Consider the following 23,117-nt stretch of genomic DNA (forward strand, 5'->3'; position numbering starts at 1 on the left):
CCGCGCCGGGTCAGCCAGAGCACGCCGGCGGCGCCGGAGAGGACCACGGTGGCGCCGAGGGTGCCGAGCGCGAGGGCGGAGTCTTCGGGACCGGTTTGCGGGAGCGTTCCGTCGGTGGGGGCGGCGGTCTGCGGGGCGGCGCCCTCGGTGCCCGTCACGTCCAGTTCGAGGGACGGCTTGGGGCTGTTGCCGGGGGTGCAGGTGGTGGTCGTGCTCATCGCCTTGATCGTGAGGACGCCGGGCGTGAAGGTGACCTTGCCGCTCTTCTTGGGCGTGTAGGTGCCCGAGAGGTCGGTGATCTTGATGGGCGTATCGGCGGGCGCGGCCTCGGGGTTGGGCGGTCGACGAGGATGACGGCGCTGGGGCTCATGGCGCCCTTGCCGAGCTCGATGGGGCTGGAGGAGACGCCCTTCTGGAAGCTCATCGTGAGCTTGTAGGAAGTGCCCTCTTTGACGGCCTTGATGTCGATGGGCGAGAGCGCCGACTTGTCGCCGATCGGGGTCTTGCAGTCGTACTGGACGTCGATCACGGCGGCGTGGGCCGCGGGGGCGGTCAGCAGTACCGCCGATCCCGCCAGCGCGGAGGCCAGCGCGAGCGCGGTGCGGGCGGTGGAGCGTTTCCGGTCGGACACCTTCGTCTTCCCCTCGAACCTCGGCCACAAGTTACTGACGGCACATCAGATGAGTGGCTCAAGGTACGCCGGGGGCCCTACGGAGGGAAGACACGGGACGGCGCCGGATCAACGGCCCCTCCACGGGCCGAGACCGGCGCCGACGCCGTCCGGGTTTGATCGATTTCAGGGTGGTTTCAGGCCACCTTGCGGCCCTTTTCCCAGACGGCCGAGACCAGCGGAACGCCCGGCCGGTACGCGAGGTGGACGTGGCTGGGGGCGTCGAGCAGGGCCAGGTCCGCGCGGGCCCCGGGGGTGAGCGCCCCGATGTCGGTGCGGCGCAGCGCGCGGGCGCCTCCGGCGGTGGCGGACCACAGGGCCTCGTCCGGGGTCATCCGCATGTCGCGGACGGCGAGGGCGATGCAGAACGGCATGGAACTCGTATAGGAGGAGCCCGGGTTGCAGTCCGTGGACAGGGCGACGGTGGCGCCCGCCTCGATCAGGCGGCGGGCGTCGGGCCACTGGGCGCGGGTGGAGAACTCGGCGCCGGGCAGGAGGGTGGCGACGGTGGTCGCCGAGGCCTGTGCCAGCGCGTCGACGTCGGCGTCCGTGAGGTGGGTGCAGTGGTCGGCGGAGGCGGCTTCGAGCTCGACGGCGAGCTGTACGCCGGGGCCGTACGAGAGCTGGTTGGCGTGGACGCGCGGGATGAGCCCGGCGGCCGCCCCGGCCGTGAGGATCGCGCGGGCCTGGTCCCCGTCGAAGGCGCCCTTCTCGCAGAACACGTCCACCCAGCGGGCGTACGGGGCGCAGGCCCTCAGCATCTCGCCGGTCACGAGGTCCACGTAGGCGGCGGGATCCTCGGCGTAGTCCGGGGAGACGATGTGCGCGCCGAGGTAGGTGACCTCCTCGGTGTGCGCGGCGGCGATCCGCAGGGCGCGGGCCTCGTCGGCGACGGTGAGGCCGTAGCCGGACTTCGTCTCGAAGGTGGTCGTGCCCTGGCGGCGGGCCTCGGCGAGGTGGCGGACCAGGTTGGCCTCCAGCTCGGCGTCGGAGGCGGCGCGGGTGGCGGCGACGGTGGTACGGATGCCTCCGGCGGAGTAACTGCGGCCGGACATCCGGGCGTTGAACTCGGCGGTGCGGTCGCCCGCGAAGACGAGGTGGGAGTGGGAGTCGACGAAGCCGGGGATCACTGCCCGGCCCCGGGCGTCGAACACCTCGTCCGCCGACGGGGCCTTGCCTGCGGGGCCGACCCAGGCGATGCGCTCGCCGTCGATGACGACGGCCGCGTCCTGGATCAGGCCGAGGGGGGTGCCGTCGCCGAGGGCGGGGTCGTTGGTGACGAGGCTGCCGATGTGGGTGATGACGGTGGTGCTCATGGGTTCCTCTCAGGAACAACAGCGTCAGCCTCGGACGGCTGCGATCGACTCGGCGAGGGCGGCGGCCACGTCCCCGACCAGGGTGTGGGCGCCGTCGCGGACGACGTGGCGGCCGCCGACCACCGTGTGGCGGACGTCCGCCGCCGTGGCCGCGAACACCGCCGTCTCCGCGCCCAGGCGGGGCAACGGGCCGGCGGTGCGGACGGAGTCCAGCGCGATCGTGGTGAAGTCCGCGAGCGCGCCCGCCTCCAGACGCCCCGCGTCCGGCCGGCCGAGCGCCGCGTGCCCGCCCTCCGTCGCCGCCGTGAGGAGCGCGTTCGCCGTCCAGTGGCCCCGGGTACGGCTGCGCAGGCGCTCGTCGAGCTCCATCGCGCGGGCCTCTTCGAGCAGGTCGATGACGGCGTGGCTGTCGCTGCCGAGCGAGAGCGGGCTGCCCGCGCGCTGCAAGCGGGTCGCCGGGCCGATGCCGTCCGCGAGGTCCCGTTCGGTGGTGGGGCACATGCAGGTGCCGGTGGCGCTGCCGCCCAGCAGCGCGATGTCGGTGTCGGTGAGGTGCGTGTTGTGCACGCCGGTGGTGCGCGGGCCGAGCACGCCGTGGTCGGCGAGCAGCTGCGTCGGGGTGCGGCCGTGGGCGGCCTGGCAGGCGTCGTTCTCGGCGGTCTGCTCCGAGAGGTGGACGTGCAGCGGGGCCCGGTGCTCCTCGGCCCAGCGGGCCACGGCGGCCAGCTGATCGGCCGGCACGGCGCGCACCGAGTGGATCGCCGCGCCGATGGTCGCGTGCTCGCGCGGCTTGAGGGCGCTCACCCGCTCCGCCCACGCCTCGGCGGCGCCGTCGCTGAAGCGCAGCTGGTGCGGGTTCGGGGCCTCGCCGAAGCCCGCCGAGAGGTAGACGGTGTCGAGGAGGGTGATCCGGATGCCCGCCTCGGCGGCGGCCTCGATCAGGGCCTCGCCCATGGCGTTCGGGTCGGCGTACGGGACGCCGCCCGGCGCGTGGTGGACGTAGTGGAACTCGCCGACGTTCGTGATGCCGGCCAGCGCCATCTCGGCGTACACGGCGCGGGCGAGCGCGAAGTACGTGTCGGGGGTGAGGCTCTGGGCGACGTTGTACATGACGTCGCGCCAGGTCCAGAAGGTGCCGCTGCCGACCTGGACGGTGGAGCGCAGGGCCCGGTGGAAGGCGTGGCTGTGCGCGTTGGCGAGGCCGGGGACCGTCAGCCCGCGCAGGACCTCCGCGCCCGGGGGCGGGGCGTCGGCCCCGGTGCGCAGGGCGGCGATCCGCCCGTCGGCGGATACGTCGAGGGCGACGCCCGGCTCGACATGGGTGCCGAGCCAGGCGTGCTCCAGCCAGTACGTCTTCAGCGGCACGCGAGGCCTTCCAGTACGTCGGCGAGGGCGAGGACTCCGGCGACGCAGTCGTCCTCGGCGGCGAACTCCCGCGGGGAGTGGGAGACGCCGGTGGGGTTGCGCACGAACAGCATCGCCGTCGGGACGGCCGCGGAGAGGATGCCGGCGTCGTGTCCCGCGCCGGTTCCCAGGACGGGGACGGCGCCGCCGAGGATCCGGTTCAGCTCGTCCCGCAGGGCGTGCTCGAACTCGACGACCGGGGTGAAGGACTCCCGGACGACGTCCAGGTCGATCCCGTCCTGGTCGGCGCGTTCACGGGCGGCCTTCTCGATCGCGGTCACGACCGTGTCGAGGGTGGCCTGGTCGGCGGCGCGGGAGTCGAGCCAGCCGCGGACGAGGGACGGGATGGCATTGACACCGTTGGGCTCCACGGAGATCTTCCCGAAGGTGGCCACGGCCCCGGCGAGGGCAGCCTCCGCGCGGGCCGCGAGCACGGTTCCCGCGTACGTGATCATCGGGTCGCGGCGGTCCACCAGGCGGGTGGTGCCCGCGTGGTTCGCCTCGCCGCGGAAGTCGAACCTCCAGCGGCCGTGCGGCCAGATCGCGGAGGCGATGCCGACCCGGTCCCCGGACAGGTCGAGGGCCCGGCCCTGCTCCACGTGCAGTTCGACGAAGGCGCCGATGCGGGCGAGGCGTTCGGGGTCGGCGCCGATGGTCTGCGGGTCGTACCCGGCCGCTTCCATCGCCTCCGGCAGGCGGATCCCGTCCGCGTCGCGCAGCTCGTACGCCTTCTCCTTCGTCAGCTGTCCGGCGCTGAGCCGGGAGCCGACGCAGGCGAGCCCGAAGCGGGCCCCTTCCTCGTCGCCGAAGTTGGTGATGGCCAGCGGCCTGGCGAACCGCGCGCCCCGCGCGCGCAGTTCGTCCAGGGCCGCGAAGGAGGACACCACTCCGAGGGGGCCGTCGAAGGCCCCGCCGTCGGGGACGGAGTCCAGGTGGGAGCCGGTGACGACGGCGTCACCGGCGAGGACGTCTTCATACGTCTGCGCGCCGAGCCAGGCCCACTGGTTGCCGTTGCGGTCGGTCTCGTACGCGAGCCCGCGCGCCTCGGCCTGCGCCCGGAACCAGCTCCGGCAGTCGGCATCGGCCCCGGTCCAGGCGTACCGGCGGTACCCGCCGCTGCCCCGGTCGCGGCCGATGGGCCGCAGCTCGGCCCACATCTCGTGGAACGACGCTCCGGCGGCGGCTTCCTGGGTCACGCCGGGTCGCCTTCGCGCATCGGGATGCGCACGCCGCGCTCGTCCGCCACGGACTCCGCGATGTCGTAGCCGGCGTCGACGTGGCGGATGACGCCCATGCCCGGGTCGTTGGTCAGGACGCGGCGGATCTTCTCGCCCGCGAGCTTCGTGCCGTCGGCGACGGTGACCTGGCCCGCGTGGATCGAGCGGCCCATGCCGACGCCGCCGCCGTGGTGGATGGAGACCCAGGAGGCCCCGGAGGCCACGTTGACCATGGCGTTGAGCAGCGGCCAGTCGGCGATCGCGTCGGAGCCGTCGAGCATGGCCTCGGTCTCGCGGTAGGGGGAGGCCACCGAGCCGCAGTCGAGGTGGTCGCGGCCGATGACCAGCGGTGCGGCGAGCGTGCCGTCGGCCACCATCTCGTTGAAGCGCTCGCCGGCCTTGTCGCGCTCGCCGTAGCCGAGCCAGCAGATGCGGGCGGGCAGGCCCTGGAAGTGGACGCGCTCCCCGGCCATCTTGATCCAGCGGTGCAGGGACTCGTTCTCCGGGAAGAGCTCCAGCATCGCCTTGTCGGTCTTGTGGATGTCCGAGGCCTCGCCGGACAGCGCCGCCCAGCGGAAGGGGCCCTTGCCCTCGCAGAACAGCGGCCGGATGTAGGCGGGGACGAAACCGGGGAAGGCGAAGGCGCGGTCGTAGCCGGCCAGCTGGGCCTCGCCGCGGATGGAGTTGCCGTAGTCGAAGACCTCGGCGCCCGCGTCCATGAAGCCGACCATGGCCTCCACGTGCGTAGCCATGGACTCGCGGGCCCGGGTGGTGAACCCGGCGGGGTCCTTGGCCGCGTAGGCCGCCATGTCGTCGAAGTCGACGCCGACGGGCAGGTAAGCGAGCGGGTCGTGGGCGGAGGTCTGGTCCGTCACGATGTCGATCGGGGCGCCTTCCGCGAGCATCTGCGGGAGGAGCTCGGCGGCGTTGCCGAGCAGGCCGATGGAGAGCGGCTTGCGGGCGTCGCGCGCCTCGACGGCGAGCTGGAGCGCGTGCCGCAGGTTGTCGGCCTTCACGTCCAGGAAGCGGTGCTCGATGCGGCGCTCGATGGCGCGCGGGTCGACGTCGATGCAGATGGCTACGCCGTCGTTCATCGTCACGGCCAGCGGCTGGGCGCCGCCCATGCCGCCGAGGCCCGCGGTGAGGGTGATGGTGCCGGCGAGGGTCCCGCCGAACTTCTTGGCCGCGACGGCCGCGAAGGTCTCGTAGGTGCCCTGGAGGATGCCCTGGGTACCGATGTAGATCCACGAACCGGCCGTCATCTGGCCGTACATGGTCAGGCCCAGGTTCTCCAGGCGGCGGAACTCCTCCCAGTTGGCCCAGTCGCCGACCAGGTTGGAGTTCGCGAGCAGGACGCGCGGCGCCCACTCGTGCGTCTGCATCACGCCGACCGGGCGGCCGGACTGGACGAGCATCGTCTCGTCCTGCTTGAGGGTCTGGAGGGTGCGGACCATGGCGTCGTACGAGCGCCAGTCGCGGGCGGCCTTGCCGGTGCCGCCGTAGACGACGAGCTTGTCGGGATGCTCGGCGACCTCAGGGTCGAGGTTGTTCTGGAGCATCCGCAGCGCGGCCTCCTGCTGCCATCCCAGGGTGCTCAGGTCGGTACCTCGTGCGGCACGTACGGGGCGGGGTCCTGACATGGCGGTGCCTCCTCCGGTGTTGGTCAATCCATTCACATCCTCGCTCCCTGAATAGATTCAGTCAACAGCTGCGGTCGGCCGCGCCGGATGATGGGATGACGGACATGGCTGACAAGGCGGGAACGGCTGGGCTCCACGAGATCGCCGACGACGCCGGCGCCGATGACGCTGGCGCCGACGTCGCCGGTGCCGATGACGCCGGTGCCGATGACGCCACCGACGCCGGCCGCCGCCGGGCCGAGCGGCGCGACCTGGCCGTGCGGGCCGCCGTCGAGCAGGGCCTGGTCCACGCCGGCTCCCCGTTGGTCTGCCTGCTGGACACGGCCGGCATCCGCGCCTCGGCCGCCGCCCTGACCGCCGCCTTCGCGGCCGCCGTCGCCCCCGGCACCCCCGTCCTGCACGCCTTCGCCGTCAAGGCCGCCCCGCTCGTCCCCGTACTGCGACTGCTCGCCGACGCCGGCCTGGGCTGCGAGGTCGCCAGCCCCGGCGAGCTGGCCCTGGCCCGCGCGGCGGGGATCGCCCCGGAGCACACCGTCCTCGACTCCCCCGCCAAGACCGACGCCGAACTGCGCGAGGCCCTCACCCTCGGCATCGCCGTCAACGCCGACAACCGCCAGGAACTGGACCGCCTCGACGCCCTCGTCACCTCCGCCCCGACCCGATCGCCGATCGGCGTACGGATCAACCCGCAGACGGGCGCGGGCGCCATCGACGCCCTCTCCACCGCCACGGCGACCTCGAAGTTCGGCATCGCCCTGCGCGATCCGGGCGCGCGCGAATGGCTCGTACGGGCGTACCTGGACCGGCCGTGGCTCACCCGCCTGCACACCCACTCGGGCTCCCAGGGCGTCCCGCTGACGCTGATCGCCGAGGGGGTGCGCGAGCTGTACGCGCTGGCGGAGGAGATCAACGGGGCGGCCGGGCGGCGCCAGGTGGACACCCTGGACATCGGCGGCGGCCTGCCGGTGAACTTCGCCTCCGACGCCGACACCCCCACCTACGCGCAGTACGCGGCGGCCCTGCGCCGCGCCGCCCCCGGGCTCTTCTCCGGCGCGTACGGCCTCGTCACGGAGTTCGGGCGGTCGCTGACGGCCAAGCACGGGCTGGTGCTGTCCCGCGTCGAGTACACGAAGGTCACCGGCGGCCGGGCGATCGCCCTGACGCACGCGGGGGTCCAGCTGGCCACCCGCACGGTGTACGCCCCGGCGGCCTGGCCGCTGCGGATCCTGCCCTACGACGCCCGGGGCGTCCCCCTGGCGGGCCCGCCGCTCGCCCAGGACGTCGCGGGGCCGGCCTGCTTCGCCGGGGATCTCCTGGCGAGTGCGCGGGAGCTGCCGCTCCTGTCCCCGGGCGACCTGGTCGCCGTACCCGACACGGGCGCGTACGCCTTCACGGCGCACTACGGCTACAACAGCCTGCCCCGGCCGGCGGTCCACGGCTTCACCGTGACCCCCGGGGGCGCCGTCCGCTTCTCCCTGGCCCGCCCGGCCCAGTCACTGGCGGACCTCACCGCGGAAGCGGGCGCGGCTCTCCGCGACGCCCTGCTGTAGGCGGCTGCGCCGGGCCTCCCCCACCCCGCCGCCCCTTCCCTAAACCGGAGCCCACGGGTCGGCCCCCGGCAACGGCGCCGCGCGTGGGCACGCCCGCACCGGCCAAGCCGCCGCCCGACCCTCAGCCGGCCGCCAAGGTGGCGGTCAGCGCCGGGGACAGGCCCGCGACGACGCCCTCCGGCGTGAGAGCCGCCACGGCAGGGAGCCGCAGCAGATAGCGGGTCAGGGCAAGGCCCAGTAGCTGCGCGGAGACCAGGCCCGCCGCCCGGGCGGCCCGCTCGGGGCCGAGGGCCGCGCCGAGCGCGGGCGCGACCTGGGTCGCGAAGACCTCCCGCATCCGCGCCGCCGCCGCCTCATTGGTCACCGCGGAGCGCAACAGCACCAGCAGCGCGTCATCCGCCGGATCGCCTTCCCACCGTTCCACGAAGTGCCGTACGAGCACCCGCGCCAGCTCCCCCGCGGGGACCGCCGACAGATCCGGCAGCCGCAGGTCCACCGCGAGGGCCGCGTCGAAGAGCTTCTCCTTGTTGCCGAAGTACCGCATCACCATCGACGGGTCGATCTCCGCGTCCGCCGCGACGGCGCGGATCGTCGTGCGCTCGTACCCCTGCGCGGCGAACCGTTCCCGGGCCGCCCGCAGGATCGCCGCCTTGGTCTGCGCGCCCCTGCCCTCGCCGCTCTCGCGGCCCGCGCCGCTCTCCGCGTTTCTCGTCATACCAACGACTGTAGGCCAACAACCGTTGACACTGCACCACCGCAGGCGCATCCTCATAGCAACAGTCGTTGGCCAACAACCGTTGGCATCCTGGAGGAGAACTCACATGTCGCTCCCCGCCACCACCCGCGTCGCCATCGTCGGCGCCGGCCCCACCGGCCTCACCCTCGCCCTGACCCTGGCCAAGGCCGGCATTGACTTCGTGCTCCTGGACCGCCAGGCCGAGGGGGCCAACACCTCCCGCGCCGCCGTCGTCCACGCACGCACCCTGGAGGTCCTCGACGAGCTCGACCCGGCCGCCGGCGCCGAGCTGCTCCGGCGCGGCACGACCGTCACCACGTTCCGGATCCGCGACGGCGCCCGCCCCCTCGCCGCCGTCACCTTCGACGGGCTGCCCACGGCCCACCCGTACGCCCTGATGGTCCCCCAGGACCAGACCGAGGCCGTGCTCCTCGACCGCCTGCGCGCCCTCGGCGGCGACGTCCACCGCCCGTACGAGGTCACCGCCGTCGCCCAGGACGCCGACTCGGGCGGGGTCACCCTCACCACCGCCACCGGCGAGACCCTGCGCGCCGCCTACGCCGTCGGCGCCGACGGCATGCACAGCACGGTCCGCGAGGCCGCCCGGATCGGCTTCACGGGCAGCGCCTACGAGGAGTCCTTCGTCCTCGCCGACGTGGCGATGGACTGGGCGCCGGGCCCCCGGGAGGTCTCCCTCACCTTCGGCGCGGCCGGTCTCACCGTGGTGGCCCCGCTCCCTGGAGGGCGCTACCGCGTCGTCGCCACCGTCGCCGACGCCCCCGTCGAGCCCGGCCTCCCCTTCGTCCAAACCCTGCTGGACTCCCGCGCCCCCGGCCAGGCCGCCGTCACCGGCGTCGTCTGGTCCTCCCGGTTCCGGGTGCACCACCGGGTCGCGGACCACTACCGGGCGGGCCGCCTGCTGCTCGCGGGCGACGCGGCGCACGTGCACAGCCCGGCCGGCGGCCAAGGCATGAACACCGGCATCCAGGACGGCCACGCCCTCGGCCGCGCGCTCGCCACCGCCGTCGCCGACGGCACCGTCGACGCCCTCGACGCCTACGAGGCCGCCCGCCGGCCCGTCGCCCTGCGCGTCGTGGCGCTGACCGACCGGATGACCCGTATCGCGACCACCCACAACCCGGCCCTGCGCGCCGTACGCAACACCCTGCTCCCGCTCCTCGCCCGCGTCCCGGCGCTGCACCGACGCCTCGCCACCGAGCTCGCGGAGCTCAACTACCGCTGAAACACCGGAACCCGCGGCCTATTCCACGAACAGCCCGCGCGCGGCGGCCCGGGCGTCGAAGGCCTCCAGGCGGGCCTGCGCGTCCGGAAGCGCGTCGGCCATCGCCTCCAGCAGCACCCGCCCCAGCAGCATCGGCGCGCACGCGGTGTCGAACGCCAGCCCCGTCCCGACCGGCGCCGGGATCAACAGGTCCGAATGCCGGGCCACCGGAGCGAACGCCGAGTCGGCGACCGTCACCACCGTCAGCCCGGCCGCCCGCCCGTGGTCCAGGGCCTCCGCGACCTCCTTCGGATGCCGCGGCAGCGCGAAGCACAGGAGCGCCGACGCGCCGGCGGCGACGGCCGCGTCGATCCGGTCGGCGAGCATCGAGCCGCCCTCGTCCAGCAGCCGCACGTCCGGATGGACCTTCGCCGCGAAGTACGCGAACCCGCGCGCCTGCGAGGAGGCCGCACGCAGCCCCAGTACGGGCAGCGGACTCGACGCGGCCAGCAGCCGCCCCGCCTCCTGCACCGGCGCCGGGTCGGCGAGCATCGCGGACAGCCGCCGCAAGTTCTCGATCTCGCCCTGGACCGCCTGCTGGTACTCGTTGTACGCGTCCTCGTGCGCGGCCCCGGCCCGCTCCGCGGGGGCCACCTCCCGCAGGTGCTTGCGCAGCGCGGGATAGCCGTCGAAGCCCAGCGCCACCGCGAACCGGGTCACCGACGGCTGGCTCACACCGGCCAGCTCGGCGAGCTCCACGCTCGACAGGAACGGCACCTCCGCGGCCCCGCGCACCATGCAGTGCGCGATGCGGCGCTGGGTCGGCGTCAGCCGGTGCCCCTCGAACAACTTCTGCAGCCGCGCTGCCGGGCTCTCGCTCATCCCGTCCCCCTCCGTCCCGTCCCTACGGGTCAAATATTCAGTCACGGAGCACTCTGCATGCGGTTATGCAGCACGGCAACCCACACCCGCGATCCGAGACCCCACGGACCTTGATCAACCCGCCCGCCCGGCCCGCACCGTCACACTCCGACCCCGCCCGGCGCGGCGGCGGCGGCCCGGCGGCTGCCCGGCGGCTCGGCATCGGCTCGACCGCTGCCCGGCGGCGGCGATGTTCCTGTTCGTGTCCCCGATGACGCCGCCGCCGCGGCGGTTCGGATCCCCGCCATCCCCTTCGGCCCGGTCCTCTCCGACCGCGCCGGCGCCGTCTTCGACATCCACCAGCTCTTGGCGGCCGGCTCCCCGATCGGCCCTGGCTGCGCCTCCGCGCTCGTCCTCGTCCGCCGGGATCCGGGGTCTCGTCCGGCGCGACCGGCCGGATACGGGGGCTAGCCCCAGTGCGGGCACGAAGGCCGTTTCCTAGGGTGTCGGCATGGAGTCCCAGGAGCTGAAGAAGGAACTCGCGGCCACGCTGGACGCCCGGCGGGAGCTGGGTCCCGAGTACGAGGCCGCACTGGTCGACTCGTTCGTCGAGAAGGTCGACACCCAGGTCAGGCGGCGCCTCGCGGAGGAACGGCTCTCCGCGGCCCGCCCGCAGCGCTCCGCGGAGCCGGTGGACGGCAACTTCGGCGAACGCTTCGGCTTCGCGATCGTCACCCTGGTGCTGGCGATCCCGCTCTCCGCGATCGGCGCCGCCCAGGCCCACCTCAGCGGCCTGATCGTCGCCTGGCTGGGCATTCTGGGCGTCAACTACGTCCACGCCACCAAGCTCCGCCCCCGCCACCTTTCCGACCCCCGGGCCTAACCCCACCGCGACCGCGGGCCGGCCCGCCAGCAGGACCGACCGTGGCCCCGCGCCATGCCGTACCCGCCCCCCGCGTCGGCACCATCCAGCCCCACGGACACCATCCAGCCCCGCCGGCACCATCCAGCCCCGCCGGCGTTTGAGGCGCGGGGTCTGGGGCGGAGCCCCAGGGGCTCGAGCGCAGCTCGGGTCCTACGGGTCAGGGCGGAGCCCTGGGAACGGTGGAAGGGCGGGGCGGGGAGCTTGCCCCGCGCAGCGGCGCACCCACCGGCGGGCCGGTACGTACGGCGGCGGCACCGGGGCCGGGCCTGGGCCAACGGGCCGGTACGCACGCGACGGCGCCGGGGCGGGCCGCGCCCCGTCAAGGGCCGCGCAAGGGCCCGTCAAAGACTTGGCGCGGGGACCGCCGCACCCCGGTTGCCCGGGGGCGGGACGACGGCGGTCCCCGCGAAGGACACGGGCCGGGTCAGGGCCGTCCGCGCGTCCGTGGCGTCCACGCGGTCCGGGAGCCGCTCCGGAGGTGCGCCGACGCCGTTCTGGTGCCGGCCGGGTCCCGGTTCCCCGGTCTTCCCTGCCGACAACCACCACTGTGCCGGAGCCTTGTTAAGCCGGTGCTGCCGTCACGTGACGGGTCCGTACCGATTGCGCGTCGGCCAGGGCACCGGCCCCGGCCGACCCACGAACCGCGGCCGAGATCGCGACCCCGACCGCGACCCAGGCCGAGACCGCGACCCAGATCTCGACCGAGGCCGAGGCCAAGGCCGAGGCCAAGACCCCGACCCCGACCCCGCAGGAACTACTTCGCCGACTTCGCCAAGAACGCCAGCAGGTCCTGACGGCTCACCACACCCGTCGGCTTGCCCTCGACCAGGACGATCGCCGCGTCCGCCTCGCCCAGGACCGCCATCAGCTCGGACACCGGCTCGCCGGAGCCGACCTGCGGGAGGGGCGCGGACATGTGCTTCTCCAGCGGGTCGCCGAGGGACGCCCGCTGCGCGAACAGTGCCGCCAGCAGTTCCTTCTCGACCACCGAGCCGATGACCTCGGCCGCCATCACGTCGGGGTGACCCGCGCCCGGCTTGACGATCGGCATCTGCGAGACGCCGTACTCGCGCAGCACCTCGATGGCCTCGCCGACGGTCTCCTCGGGGTGCATGTGGACCAGGGAGGGGATGCCCCCCTCCTTGTCCGCCAGCACGTCGCCGATCCGCGCGGCGGGCCCGGCTTCCTCCAGGAAGCCGTGCCCGGCCATCCACTCGTCGCTGAAGATCTTGCTGAGGTAGCCGCGCCCGCTGTCCGGGAGCAGGACGACGACCACGTCGTCCGGGCCGAGCCCCTCCGCCGCGCGCAGCGCCGCGACGACCGCCATGCCGCAGGAGCCGCCGACGAGGAGGCCCTCCTCCTTGGCGAGGCGGCGGGTCATCTGGAAGGAGTCCTTGTCGGACACCGCGATGATCTCGTCCGTCACGTTGCGGTCGTAGGCGGTCGGCCAGAAGTCCTCGCCGACGCCCTCGACGAGGTACGGGCGGCCGGAGCCGCCGGAGTAGACCGAGCCCTCGGGGTCGGCGCCGATCACCTTGACCTTGCCGCCCGACACCTCCTTGAGGTAGACGCCGGTACCGGAGATCGTGCCACCCGTGCCGACGCCGGCCACGAAGTGGGTGATCTTCCCGTCCGTCTGGTCCCACAGCTCGGGACCGGTGGTCTCGTAGTGCGAGCGCGGGTTGTTCGGGTTGCTGTACTGGTCGGGCTTCCAGGCGCCGGGCGTCTCGCGCACGAGGCGGTCGGACACGTTGTAGTACGAGTCCGGGTGCTCGGGGTCGACGGCCGTCGGGCAGACCACCACGTCGGCGCCGTAGGCGCGCAGCACGTTGATCTTGTCCAGCGAGACCTTGTCAGGGCAGACGAAGATGCACTTGTAGCCCTTCTGCTGGGCCACGATGGCGAGTCCTACACCCGTGTTGCCGCTCGTGGGCTCCACGATGGTGCCACCGGGCTTGAGGGCGCCGCTCTGCTCTGCGGCTTCGATCATCCGGACGGCGATCCGGTCCTTCACGGATCCGCCGGGATTGAAGTACTCGACCTTGGCAAGGACGGTGGCCTGGAGGCCTTCGGTCACACGGTTGAGCTTCACCAGCGGGGTATTGCCGACGAGGCTGATCATCGAGTCGTGGAATTGCACCATGTTCTCCAAGGAGGGGACTCCACGGGTTCTCCGGGAGGCTCGGCCAGAGTATGCGTAAAGGGATTGGCCGACCGGCAGTACGGGGCAGGTAGGTCAACAGGACCAGGGACCGAGGAGGTGGCCCGAGGGTGTCCAGGGCGAGGACGGCCCGCCGGATCGCGGCGGGCGCGGCGTACGGCGGTGGCGGGCTCGGACTCGTCGGGGCCGCCGCGGTGGGGCTGGTCGTGGCCGAGATGCGGTTCGCGAAGCGGACGGTCGGCACGGGACTGGCGGATCCGCCGCGCGCGGACGGGCTGTACGGGAGCGAGTTCGGCGGGCCGGAGATGAGTCCGGGCCCGCTGCGGCTCGGCATTCTGGGCGATTCCACGGCCGCCGGGCTGGGCGTGCGCCGGTCGAGACAGACGCCGGGGGCGCTGCTGGCCTCGGGGCTCGCGGCGGTGGCGGAGCGGCCGGTGGAGCTGCGGAACGTGGCGCTGTCCGGGGCCATGTCCGACGACCTGGACCGCCAGACGGGGCTGCTGCTGGACGGGGACGGGCCGGCCCCCGACGTGTGCGTGATCATCATCGGTGCCAATGACGTGACCCGGCGGATGCCGCCGACCCAGTCGGTGCGGTTGCTGACCTCGGCCGTGCGCAGGCTGCGGCTCGCGGGCTCCGAGGTCGTGGTCGGCACCTGTCCGGACCTCGGGACGATCGAGCCCGTCTACCAGCCGCTGCGGTGGCTGGCCCGGCGCGTCTCGCGGCAGCTGGCGGCCGCCCAGACGATCGGGGTGCTCGCGCTGGGCGCCCGTACGGTCTCGATGGGCGACCTGATGGGGGCGGAGTTCGCGACGAACCCGCGCGAGATGTTCGGCCCGGACTCCTACCACCCGTCGGCGGAGGGGTACGCGACGGCCGCGATGGCCGTGCTGCCGACCCTGTGCGCGGCCGTGGGCGTGTGGCCCGAGTCGGACCGGCTGGACGTCTCGCGGGACGAGGACATGCTTCCGGTCGCCAAGGCGGCCTCGGCGGCGGCGGGGCTCGCGGGTACGGAGGTCACGGGGGCCCGTGGCCCTTGGGCCCTGCTCAAGCACCGGCGCAGGCGGCGGGTTCCGGGCGAGGAGCTCGCGCAGGAGACTGGAGGAGCCGACGGGGCGCGCCGGTCCGCGCGCGGCGACGGGAAGACGGGCGGGGGCGCGGCCAGAGCGACCGGAGTCACATCGAAAGGGCAGTGACCTCGACGGTACGGGGCGGTAACTTCGCATGCGGTCCCGGTACGACACCACCTCCCTTGGAGCCCCGATGCCCGAAGCCGTCATCGTTTCCACCGCCCGGTCGCCCATCGGCCGCGCTTTCAAGGGGTCCCTCAAGGACGTGCGCCCGGACGATCTGACCGCCACGGTCATCCAGGCCGCCCTCGCCAAGATCCCCGAGCTGGACCCGCGCCAGATCGACGACCTGATGCTCGGCTGCGGTCTGCCGGGCGGCGAGCAGGGCCACAACCTGGGTCGTATCGTCGCCGTGCAGATGGGCATGGACTACCTGCCCGGCACGACGATCACCCGCTACTGCGCCTCCTCGGTCCAGACCTCCCGGATGGCGCTGCACGCCATCAAGGCGGGCGAGGGCGACGTCTTCATCTCCGCGGGCGTCGAGATGGTGTCGCGGTCCGTGAAGGGCTCCTCCGACGGCCTGCCGGACACCCACAACCCGTTCTTCGCCGAGTCCGAGGCCCGCACCGCCGCGGTGGCCCAGAGCACCGGCTCCTCCTGGCACGACCCGCGCGAGGACGGCCTGGTCCCGGACGCGTACATCCAGATGGGGCAGACCGCCGAGAACCTGGCGCGCCTGAAGGGCGTCACGCGGCGCGACATGGACGAGTTCGGCGTGCGCTCGCAGAACCTGGCCGAGGAAGCCATCAAGAACGGCTTCTGGGCCCGCGAGATCACCCCGGTCACCACCCCGGACGGCACGGTCGTCTCCACCGACGACGGCCCGCGCGCCGGGGTCACCCTGGAGGCCGTCGAGGGCCTCAAGCCGGTCTTCCGTCCCGACGGACTGATCACGGCCGGCAACTGCTGTCCGCTGAACGACGGCGCCGCGGCGCTGGTCGTCATGAGCGACACGAAGGCCCGCGAGCTGGGCCTGACCCCGCTGGCCCGGATCGTCTCCACCGGCGTGACCGGCCTCTCCCCCGAGATCATGGGCCTGGGCCCGGTCGAGGCCTCCAAGCAGGCGCTGAAGCGCGCGGGCCTGAGCGTCGGGGACATCGACCTCTTCGAGATCAACGAGGCCTTCGCGGCCCAGGTCATCCCCTCCTACCGCGACCTTGGGATCCCGCTGGAGAAGCTGAACGTCAACGGCGGCGCCATCGCCGTCGGTCACCCCTTCGGGATGACCGGTGCGCGCATCACCGGCACCTTGATCAACAGCCTGCAGTTCCACGACAAGCAGTTCGGCCTGGAGACGATGTGCGTCGGCGGCGGCCAGGGGATGGCGATGGTCATCGAGCGTCTTAGCTGACAGAGACCGCCCGATTACGGTCCCGTCGCCCGCGTCCGCCGCGATCGCGGCCCGAGGGCAAGCGCCGCACGGGATCCGCTCGATCCCGTGCGGCGTACTGACAGAGAATCTAATCCTGTCGCGGCCGATCCGTGACCAAATATCCCCCAGGATGTGACCTTTGTCCTGGGGGATCGCCATACCCCCAGGTCAGGCCGTATCTCCGCGGGGGCGTCGGGACGAAAGACCTGTCCAATTCATGACGTAATGCACTGCCGGCCATTCCCAGGTGAGGACAAGCTGATGTAGGAAGTCGGGGGATCGAATCAATCAGGAGTTAGTCAGTGAGCGCCATGCCTCTTGCCCTACTGCTGACCACGGCCGCTGCCACGGCCGTCGGCGCTGCCGCGCTGCACGCCGTCCACGGCCTGCGGAAGCAAGTCACGGCCCTGCGCGGTGAGCTGGTCGGCTCGGCGCACCCGCGCGGTGCGTCCGTGCCGCACGCCCGCGCCGCCGTGGGGTCCCCCGCGACCGAGATACGAGCCGCCGTGGCCGAGGCCCTCGCCGAGGAGCGCGAGCGGGAGCTCGCCGAGGCGCGTGCCTTCTGGGCCGCCCAGGAGGCCCGTGACGCCGCCGACGCCCCCTCCCTGCTGGGCGGCCCGGCCGGCCTCGGCGACGACAGCCCGGTCTTCCTGCCCCGCCAGGTGGATCTGGTCGGTCTGGAGCCGCTGCTCGGCGACGAGCCGTTCGACGAGTACCAGGACGCCGATCCGGGCTCGGAATCGGCCGAGCTGGCCGCCGCCCGCCGGCGCCACCCCTCGCACCCCGACTTCGTGCCGGTCCAGTCGCACTCCGGCGTCGACCACGAGCGCACGGTCAGCCGCCTCGAGGAGCTCGCCGAGGCCCGTACGGCCCTCGCGGACGTCCGCCCCGGCCCGCTGGGCACCCTGGACGTGTACGTCTTCACCGACGGCACCACGCTCTGCATGACTCCGGGCCACCGGGAGACCGCGGAGCGCCTGGCCGACGCCCTGCGCTCGGGCAGCGCCCCGGTCCTGCTGGGCGGCTCGGGCATCTCCGGCGCCTACGCCCTGACCTTCTCCTGCGGCGACATCGAGGACCCGGACAGCAACGTCTACATCCTCGCGGACCGCGTCATCGCATCGCTCTGACTTCCGCCAGCTCCACCAGCCGTACGGCCTCGTCCAGGATCCCGGACGGGGCCTTCGTGCCGTCCGGACCCGTCACGGGTCCCCCGGCGGCGCCGGCCGTCGCCGGGGCACGCAGCGCCTCGGCGAGGTCCAGCCCGGCCACGGCCACTTGATCGCCGACGACGAAGATCCCCGCGTCCGGCATCTCCCGCGCCGGAGCCGCCCCCACGGCGTCCCCCGCGCCCCGCGCGGCCGCCTCCAGCCGCTGGGCCCGTACGGACAGCTCCCGGGCCAGCTCCAGCGCCGTCTCGGCGGCACCCTGCTGGAGCCGGCTCTGCGGCGCGGCCCGCAGCCGGTCGGCGAATCGCTCCACGGCGGCGGTCAGGGGTGAGGTATCGAGCACCCGGCCGACCTTACGCGCCGCCCCGGCGCCATTGCCAACGGGCGAACTCTCCGGCACGGTGGCGTGAAGAGAACAGCACGGCGATACCTCCGGAGGCGCCCATGTCCGTAGAGTTCTCCGAACAGACCCACCGCAACATGATCGGCAGAATTCCCGAGACCACCGGTCGTGAACTGTCCGACTGGCTCCGCACCGTGGACGACGGTCCGTCCCTCTTCCGGTTCGAAGAGAAGGTCAGCTGGCTGCTGGGCGCGCACGAACTCTCGTACGGCCAGGCCAAGGCGATCATCCACGAGCACGACCTGCGCAGGGCCGCCCGCAAGTTCGGCTGAGCGAGCCCCTGTCCCTGTCCGAATCCCCCGATCCCCCCGACCCCCGACATGCGGGAAGGCCCCGCGAGCGCTTGCTCGCGGGGCCTTCCTCAGCTCAATGGGGTGTTGCCGCTAGTCACCCTTGAGGATGGAGATCAGGCGCAGCATCTCCATGTAGATCCACACCAGCGTCATGGTGAGGCCGAAGGCCGCCAGCCAGGACTCCTCGCGCGGGGCGCCGTAGGTCACGCCGTCCTCGACCTGCTTGAAGTCCAGGGCGAGGAAGCAGGCACCGAGGATGACGCCGATGACGCCGAAGAGGATGCCGAGACCGCCGCTGCGGAAGCCGAGGCCGTCACCGCCGCCGAAGATCGAGAACAGCAGGTTGACGGCCATCAGGAGCATGAAGCCCATGGCGGCGGCCATCACGAAGCCGTAGAAGCGCCGGTTGACGTTGATCCAGCGCATCTTGTAGGCGATCAGCACGCCGGCGAAGACGCACATCGTGCCCATCACGGCCTGGACGACCGTGCCGGCGCCGAGCTGGGCGCTGACGGCCGCGCTGATGACACCGAGGAAGACGCCCTCGAACGCCGCGTAGGCCAGGATCAGCGCCGGTACGGGCTTGCTCTTGAACGACTGCACCATCGCGAGGACGAACGCGATGAGCGCGGCGCCGACGGCGATGCCGTACGACGTGTTGATGTTGGCCGCATCGACGGGCAGCGTGATCCAGGAGATGACCGCCGTCAGGATGACCGTGCCGAGCGTCATGGCCGTACGGCTCACGACGTCGTCGATGGTCATCGCGTTTCCGCGCACCGGCGCCTGCGGCATACCCGTGGCCGGGTCGGTCGCGTAGGGGTTGGTCGCGTAGGGGTTGGTCGTGGCCCCGGCCTGGGGCTGCTGCGTGCCGAAGCCCGCATAAGCACCGTTGTCGCGGCTGAACCCCCGTCGCGAGAAGACCGGGTTGCTGCTCCTCATCTCACTCCTCCGTGGCCACCGTGCGCGGCCTTGCGTCAAGAGTAATGCGGTAGCAAAGGAATCGCCCTACTGCTCGGGGAGGATCTTTCCGGGATCCGACCGGCAAAACGCCCGGATCCTGCGGGCGGAGGAACGGGGCCGTGCAATGGCGGCGGCGGGGGCCCCTCGGGCGCCCCCGCCGTTCGCACGTTCCGGTTCGACGGAACGTCGTCGTGCCCGAAGCCGGACTTGAACCGGCACGACCCGAAGGTCAGCGAGGTTTAAGCTCGCCGTGTCTGCATTCCACCATCCGGGCGCAGGGCGTAGCGGCCCCCTTGTGAAAAACCTTCGAACGCTACGGTCGAGCCTATCCGGAAGGCCTGCACTCCGACCTGGGCATCTCGCCGATGTTGTCTGATTTTACTGGTGGTTGATGGATCGTCAGCACCCAGAACGCACGGTCGGCCCCTTGCCCGCGGTGATCACGGCCGCCACGGGATTGACGGGATTTCGATGGCCCGCGCCACCCCGGGCACCACCCCGGGCGCCACCCGCCCGTCATCCCAAAGGAGGAGCCCGAGCCGTCCGCGTCAGACTCCAGTGGGCCGGAGAACGGGCACCACGGCTGATCCGGAGCGGGGGTGGGTCCACCGACGATGGGAAGGCCCCGCCCACCGCGGACCGTGAGCCCGGTCCGCAGGCCCCGCCCCTGACAGGAGTCGCTCCCGTGACGACCATGAACTACGCTCCGCACACCACCCAGGCCGTCGCCGCGCGCGCCACCGGCCTCTCCAAGGTGTACGGCCAGGGCGAGACCCAGGTGGTCGCCCTGGACAACGTCTCCGTGGACTTCGCCTCGGGCCGGTTCACCGCGATCATGGGGCCCTCCGGCTCCGGCAAGTCCACGCTGATGCACTGCGTCGCCGGCCTGGACACCTTCTCCGCCGGGTCCGTCCGGATCGGCGAGACCGAGCTCTCCACCCTGAAGGACAAGCAGCTCACGCAGCTGCGCCGGGACAAGATCGGCTTCATCTTCCAGGCCTTCAACCTGCTGCCGACCCTGACGGCCCTGGAGAACATCACGCTCCCCATGGACATCGCCGGCCGCAAGCCGGACAAGCAGTGGCTGGACTCGGTGATCTCCATGGTCGGCCTCTCCGACCGCCTCGGCCACCGTCCCACCCAGCTCTCCGGCGGCCAGCAGCAGCGCGTTGCCGTCGCCCGCGCCCTGGCCTCCCGTCCCGAGATCATCTTCGGCGACGAGCCGACCGGAAACCTGGACTCGCGCTCGGGCGCCGAGGTTCTCGGCTTCCTGCGCAACTCGGTCCGCGAGCTCGGCCAGACCGTCGTCATGGTCACCCACGACCCGGTCGCCGCCTCCTACGCGGACCGCGTCATCTTCCTCGCCGACGGCCGCATCGTCGACGAGATGCTGCACCCCACCGCGGACGGCGTGCTGGACCGCATGAAGGCCTTCGACGCCAAGGGCCGCACCAGCTGAGGGACGCCCGTTCCCCCCGCAGACGTCCGTCGCCGCTGACCCCTTACCACCTGGACTCCTCCACCATGTTCCGTACCGCCCTGCGCAACGTGCTCGCGCACAAGGCCCGGCTGCTGATGACGGTGCTCGCCGTCGTCCTCGGCGTCGCCTTCGTCGCCGGCACGCTCGTCTTCACCGACACCGTCGGCAAGGCGATGTCGAACCAGTCCGCCAAGAGCTTCGAGGGCGTGGCCGTCTCGGTCACCTCCTACGGTCCCTCCCGCAACGCCGACGGCGCGAAGGAGGGCGAGCCGGGCATCAGCCAGCAGACCCTCGACAAGGTCAAGGCGCTGAACGGCGTGGACGCCGCCTCGGGCCGCGTCCACGGCTTCGCCGCCGTCGGCGACCAGGACGGCAAGCTGATCGGCACCGGCTGGTCCAACGCCGGCGCCAACTTCGTCCCGCTGAAGGACGGCAAGGACCCCCGCTACGCCTTCACCCAGGGCAGCGGCCCGGCCACGGCCGACCAGATCGCCCTCGACGAGGAGACGGCCGAGCGCGGCAAGTACCAAGTGGGCGACAGGGTCCGGGTGGCCGACAACGGCCCGGCCAAGGAGTACGCCCTCGCCGGTGTCTTCACCACCGAGGACGGCGCGGTCAACGCGGGCGGCTCGCTCGTCCTGTTCGACACCCCGACCGCCCAGCAGCTCTACCTCAAGCCCGGCTTCTACGACGAGCTCTCGGTCAGCGCCAAGACCGGCACCGACGCCGAGGCGCTGCTCGCCGCGATCAAGCCCCTCGTCGGCAAGGACGCCAAGGCACAGACCGGCGCGGCCCTCGCTGCCGAACAGGCCGAGCAGATCGAGGAGGGCATGGGCAGCATGAACCAGATGCTGCTCGTGTTCGCCCTGATCTCGCTCTTCGTCGGCGTCTTCCTGATCTACAACACCTTCACCATGCTGGTCGCCCAGCGCACGAAGGAGCTGGCCCTGCTGCGCGCCGTCGGCGCCAACCGCGGCCAGGTCAAGCGCTCGGTCCTGGCCGAGGCCCTGGTCGTCGGCGTGATCTCCGCCGCCATCGGCCTGGTCGCCGGCATCGGCCTCGCGATCGGCATGCGCTCCGCGATGGGCGCCTTCGACATCAAGATCCCGGCCGGCCCGCTGGTCGTCGCACCCCTCACCATCGCCGCCGCGATCGGCATCGGCGTCCTCGTCACGATGCTCGCCGCCTGGCTGCCCGCGCGCCGCACCGCGAAGATCGCCCCGGTCGCCGCCATGGGCAGCGCCCACCTGCCGGCCACCGTCAAGTCCCTGATGCTGCGCAACAGCATCGGCGGCGCGGTCACCCTGCTCGGTATGCTCGCCATCCTGGGCGGCGCGCTGACCGGCAAGGACGGCAAGACGCTCATCGGCGCCGGCGCCTTCCTCACGATGATCGGCATCATCATCCTGCTGCCGGCGCTCTCCCGCCCGGTCATCGCGGCCGTCCGCCCGCTGATGGAGAAGCTCTTCGGCGTCGCCGGCAAGCTCGCCGCGCAGAACGCCGTCCGCAACCCCCGCCGCACCGCCGTCACCGCCGCCTCCCTGGCCATCGGCCTGACCCTGGTCACCGCCCTGTCCGTGCTCGGCATCACCATGGGCAAGGCCATCGACCGCATGACGACGGACAACCTCAAGGCCGACTACAAGGTCTCCATGGGCGACACCATGGGCAACCTGGACCCCTCCGTGCTACCGGCCCTGGCGAAGGCTCCGGGCGTCAAGGCGGTCTCCCCGCAGCAGGCCGGGTACCTGCGGACCGGTGACGGCAAGGAGTTCCACTCCGTCTCCGGCGTCAACCCGGCCACCATCGGTCAGCTCCTCAACTTCGACGTGGTCGGCGGGCGGATGGACAGCCTCGCCAAGGGCGAGGTGGCGGTCGCCGAGAAGACCGCCAAGGAGAGCGGCCTGTCGGTCGGCTCCACGCTGAAGGCCACCTTCGAAGACGAGCAGAAGGCCGACCTCAAGGTCGGCGCGATCTACAAGGACATGGAGGGCATGCTCTCCCCCTACGTGATCGACTACAGCATCCTCGACAAGCACAGCGAGGAGCCGTACATCCGCGAGGTCTACGTCAAGACGGACGGCGGCGCCTCCGAGAAGGCCGGGAAGTCCCTCGTCGACGCCCTCGGCAAGAACCCGGCGATCACCTTCGCCACCCAGCAGGACATCCGCGACGAGATGGGCGGCATGATCAACACCGCCCTGAACATCATGTACGGCCTGCTCGGCATGGCCCTGATCATCTCGGTCCTCGGCGTCGTGAACACCCTGGCCATGTCCGTGTACGAGCGGACGCAGGAGATCGGCATGCTGCGGGCGATCGGCCTGGACCGCGGCAAGGTCAAGAACATGATCCGCCTGGAAGCCATCGTGATCTCGCTCTTCGGCGCGGTGATCGGCGTGGCCCTCGGCACCTTCATCGCCTGGGCCGTCGGCGAGACCATCAAGGGCTCCATCCCGAACTACGCCCTGGTCATCCCCTTCGACCGGATCGCGATCTTCATGCTGCTGGCCGGCATCGTCGGCGCCCTGGCGGCCATGTGGCCCGCCCGCAGCGCGGCCCGGCTGAACATGCTGACCGCCATCAAGACGGAGTGAGCGAC

The 23,117-nt window shown here is 72.4% G+C and carries 18 protein-coding genes, 1 tRNA gene and 1 pseudogene; 9 read left to right on the forward strand and 11 right to left on the reverse strand.

What is annotated here, in order from left to right; all coding sequences use genetic code 11:
- From J7E97_RS11885 to hutU, 5 genes and pseudogenes are all read right to left on the reverse strand, one after another.
- Nucleotides 1-631: pseudogene (locus J7E97_RS11885) on the reverse strand (LPXTG cell wall anchor domain-containing protein); the annotation flags it as partial.
- A 176-nt stretch (nucleotides 632-807) separates the two neighbouring features.
- The gene (hutI, locus tag J7E97_RS11890) at nucleotides 808-1,986 is read right to left on the reverse strand and encodes an imidazolonepropionase (protein ID WP_215025592.1); all 1,179 of its coding nucleotides are present in this window, start codon (nucleotides 1,984-1,986) and stop codon (nucleotides 808-810) included.
- A 24-nt stretch (nucleotides 1,987-2,010) separates the two neighbouring features.
- The gene (locus tag J7E97_RS11895; protein ID WP_215025594.1) at nucleotides 2,011-3,351 is read right to left on the reverse strand and encodes a formimidoylglutamate deiminase; all 1,341 of its coding nucleotides are present in this window, start codon (nucleotides 3,349-3,351) and stop codon (nucleotides 2,011-2,013) included.
- A complete protein-coding gene (locus J7E97_RS11900) occupies nucleotides 3,342-4,547 on the reverse strand; it encodes an allantoate amidohydrolase (RefSeq protein WP_215025735.1) in 1,206 nt (401 codons plus the stop codon). Before J7E97_RS11900 ends, J7E97_RS11895 begins: the two co-directional genes overlap by 10 nt.
- A gap of 35 nt (nucleotides 4,548-4,582) precedes the next feature.
- Entirely contained in the window at nucleotides 4,583-6,247 is a 1,665-nt protein-coding gene (gene hutU / locus J7E97_RS11905; protein WP_215025596.1) for a urocanate hydratase, read from the reverse strand.
- Between the two features lie 104 nt (nucleotides 6,248-6,351).
- Here hutU and J7E97_RS11910 point away from each other — a divergent pair, with 104 nt between their 5' ends.
- A complete protein-coding gene (locus tag J7E97_RS11910; RefSeq protein ID WP_251054308.1) occupies nucleotides 6,352-7,797 on the forward strand; it encodes a diaminopimelate decarboxylase in 1,446 nt (481 codons plus the stop codon).
- Between the two features lie 121 nt (nucleotides 7,798-7,918).
- Here the strand turns inward: J7E97_RS11910 and J7E97_RS11915 are convergent, their stop codons facing one another.
- Nucleotides 7,919-8,512 carry a TetR family transcriptional regulator gene (locus J7E97_RS11915; RefSeq protein ID WP_215025602.1) on the reverse strand — a complete coding sequence of 198 codons (594 nt, stop codon included), beginning with the start codon at nucleotides 8,510-8,512 and terminating at the stop codon, nucleotides 7,919-7,921.
- A 106-nt stretch (nucleotides 8,513-8,618) separates the two neighbouring features.
- On the opposite strand from J7E97_RS11915, the gene J7E97_RS11920 reads away from it, so the two are divergent.
- Complete coding sequence (locus tag J7E97_RS11920; RefSeq protein ID WP_215025605.1) at nucleotides 8,619-9,776, forward strand: NAD(P)/FAD-dependent oxidoreductase; 1,158 nt, start codon at nucleotides 8,619-8,621, stop codon at nucleotides 9,774-9,776.
- Between the two features lie 18 nt (nucleotides 9,777-9,794).
- Here J7E97_RS11920 and J7E97_RS11925 read toward each other — a convergent pair whose 3' ends face one another.
- Nucleotides 9,795-10,637 (reverse strand): MurR/RpiR family transcriptional regulator, encoded by an 843-nt coding sequence (locus tag J7E97_RS11925; RefSeq protein ID WP_215025608.1) that lies wholly within the window; start codon nucleotides 10,635-10,637, stop codon nucleotides 9,795-9,797.
- A 490-nt stretch (nucleotides 10,638-11,127) separates the two neighbouring features.
- Here J7E97_RS11925 and J7E97_RS11930 point away from each other — a divergent pair, with 490 nt between their 5' ends.
- Nucleotides 11,128-11,499, forward strand: a complete 372-nt coding sequence (locus tag J7E97_RS11930; protein WP_215025610.1) for a hypothetical protein — start codon at nucleotides 11,128-11,130, stop codon at nucleotides 11,497-11,499.
- Nucleotides 11,500-12,295: 796 nt separating this feature from the next.
- On the opposite strand, the gene J7E97_RS11935 is transcribed toward J7E97_RS11930, so the two are convergent.
- Entirely contained in the window at nucleotides 12,296-13,681 is a 1,386-nt protein-coding gene (locus tag J7E97_RS11935; protein WP_215025738.1) for a cystathionine beta-synthase, read from the reverse strand.
- Between the two features lie 131 nt (nucleotides 13,682-13,812).
- Between J7E97_RS11935 and J7E97_RS11940 the strand changes: the two genes are divergently transcribed.
- The 3 genes from J7E97_RS11940 (at nucleotide 13,813) to J7E97_RS11950 (ending at nucleotide 17,337) form a co-directional block, all read left to right on the forward strand.
- Nucleotides 13,813-14,898: an SGNH/GDSL hydrolase family protein gene (locus tag J7E97_RS11940; RefSeq protein WP_215025612.1), complete on the forward strand. Its 1,086-nt coding sequence runs from the start codon at nucleotides 13,813-13,815 to the stop codon at nucleotides 14,896-14,898.
- Between the two features lie 67 nt (nucleotides 14,899-14,965).
- Entirely contained in the window at nucleotides 14,966-16,186 is a 1,221-nt protein-coding gene (locus J7E97_RS11945; protein ID WP_215025614.1) for an acetyl-CoA C-acetyltransferase, read from the forward strand.
- Between the two features lie 332 nt (nucleotides 16,187-16,518).
- Nucleotides 16,519-17,337, forward strand: a complete 819-nt coding sequence (locus J7E97_RS11950) for a hypothetical protein (protein WP_215025741.1) — start codon at nucleotides 16,519-16,521, stop codon at nucleotides 17,335-17,337.
- On the opposite strand, the gene J7E97_RS11955 is transcribed toward J7E97_RS11950, so the two are convergent.
- Nucleotides 17,321-17,719, reverse strand: coding sequence for a hypothetical protein (locus tag J7E97_RS11955; protein ID WP_215025616.1), 399 nt, complete (start codon nucleotides 17,717-17,719; stop codon nucleotides 17,321-17,323). The genes J7E97_RS11950 and J7E97_RS11955 overlap by 17 nt on opposite strands.
- Before the next feature lie 101 nt (nucleotides 17,720-17,820).
- Here J7E97_RS11955 and J7E97_RS11960 point away from each other — a divergent pair, with 101 nt between their 5' ends.
- Nucleotides 17,821-18,051, forward strand: coding sequence for a DUF4287 domain-containing protein (locus J7E97_RS11960; protein ID WP_215025618.1), 231 nt, complete (start codon nucleotides 17,821-17,823; stop codon nucleotides 18,049-18,051).
- A 111-nt stretch (nucleotides 18,052-18,162) separates the two neighbouring features.
- Here the strand turns inward: J7E97_RS11960 and J7E97_RS11965 are convergent, their stop codons facing one another.
- Together J7E97_RS11965 and J7E97_RS11970 are read right to left on the reverse strand one after the other, a co-directional pair.
- Complete coding sequence (locus J7E97_RS11965; RefSeq protein WP_215025620.1) at nucleotides 18,163-19,014, reverse strand: Bax inhibitor-1/YccA family protein; 852 nt, start codon at nucleotides 19,012-19,014, stop codon at nucleotides 18,163-18,165.
- Between the two features lie 213 nt (nucleotides 19,015-19,227).
- Nucleotides 19,228-19,309: transfer RNA gene (locus J7E97_RS11970), tRNA-Leu, on the reverse strand.
- A gap of 420 nt (nucleotides 19,310-19,729) precedes the next feature.
- On the opposite strand from J7E97_RS11970, the gene J7E97_RS11975 reads away from it, so the two are divergent.
- Nucleotides 19,730-20,494, forward strand: coding sequence for an ABC transporter ATP-binding protein (locus J7E97_RS11975; RefSeq protein ID WP_215025743.1), 765 nt, complete (start codon nucleotides 19,730-19,732; stop codon nucleotides 20,492-20,494).
- A 65-nt stretch (nucleotides 20,495-20,559) separates the two neighbouring features.
- Nucleotides 20,560-23,112, forward strand: coding sequence for an ABC transporter permease (locus tag J7E97_RS11980; protein WP_215025623.1), 2,553 nt, complete (start codon nucleotides 20,560-20,562; stop codon nucleotides 23,110-23,112).
- Nucleotides 23,113-23,117: the final 5 nt, after the last annotated feature.

The organism is Streptomyces sp. ISL-66 (genome assembly GCF_018614135.1).
Classification (GTDB): Bacteria; Actinomycetota; Actinomycetes; order Streptomycetales; family Streptomycetaceae; genus Streptomyces.

Bases quoted from the DNA above. Each gene is read 5' to 3' on its own strand.
- hutI (WP_215025592.1), bottom strand. From the start codon at position 1,986: ATGAGCACCACCGTCATCACCCACATCGGCAGCCTCGTCACCAACGAC.
- J7E97_RS11900 (WP_215025735.1), bottom strand. From the start codon at position 4,547: ATGTGGGCCGAGCTGCGGCCCATCGGCCGCGACCGGGGCAGCGGCGGG.
- hutU (WP_215025596.1), bottom strand. From the start codon at position 6,247: ATGTCAGGACCCCGCCCCGTACGTGCCGCACGAGGTACCGACCTGAGC.
- J7E97_RS11910 (WP_251054308.1), top strand. From the start codon at position 6,352: ATGGCTGACAAGGCGGGAACGGCTGGGCTCCACGAGATCGCCGACGAC.
- J7E97_RS11915 (WP_215025602.1), bottom strand. From the start codon at position 8,512: ATGACGAGAAACGCGGAGAGCGGCGCGGGCCGCGAGAGCGGCGAGGGC.
- J7E97_RS11920 (WP_215025605.1), top strand. From the start codon at position 8,619: ATGTCGCTCCCCGCCACCACCCGCGTCGCCATCGTCGGCGCCGGCCCC.
- J7E97_RS11925 (WP_215025608.1), bottom strand. From the start codon at position 10,637: ATGAGCGAGAGCCCGGCAGCGCGGCTGCAGAAGTTGTTCGAGGGGCAC.
- J7E97_RS11930 (WP_215025610.1), top strand. From the start codon at position 11,128: ATGGAGTCCCAGGAGCTGAAGAAGGAACTCGCGGCCACGCTGGACGCC.
- J7E97_RS11945 (WP_215025614.1), top strand. From the start codon at position 14,966: ATGCCCGAAGCCGTCATCGTTTCCACCGCCCGGTCGCCCATCGGCCGC.
- J7E97_RS11950 (WP_215025741.1), top strand. From the start codon at position 16,519: ATGCCTCTTGCCCTACTGCTGACCACGGCCGCTGCCACGGCCGTCGGC.
- J7E97_RS11960 (WP_215025618.1), top strand. From the start codon at position 17,821: ATGTCCGTAGAGTTCTCCGAACAGACCCACCGCAACATGATCGGCAGA.
- J7E97_RS11965 (WP_215025620.1), bottom strand. From the start codon at position 19,014: ATGAGGAGCAGCAACCCGGTCTTCTCGCGACGGGGGTTCAGCCGCGAC.
- J7E97_RS11975 (WP_215025743.1), top strand. From the start codon at position 19,730: ATGAACTACGCTCCGCACACCACCCAGGCCGTCGCCGCGCGCGCCACC.
- J7E97_RS11980 (WP_215025623.1), top strand. From the start codon at position 20,560: ATGTTCCGTACCGCCCTGCGCAACGTGCTCGCGCACAAGGCCCGGCTG.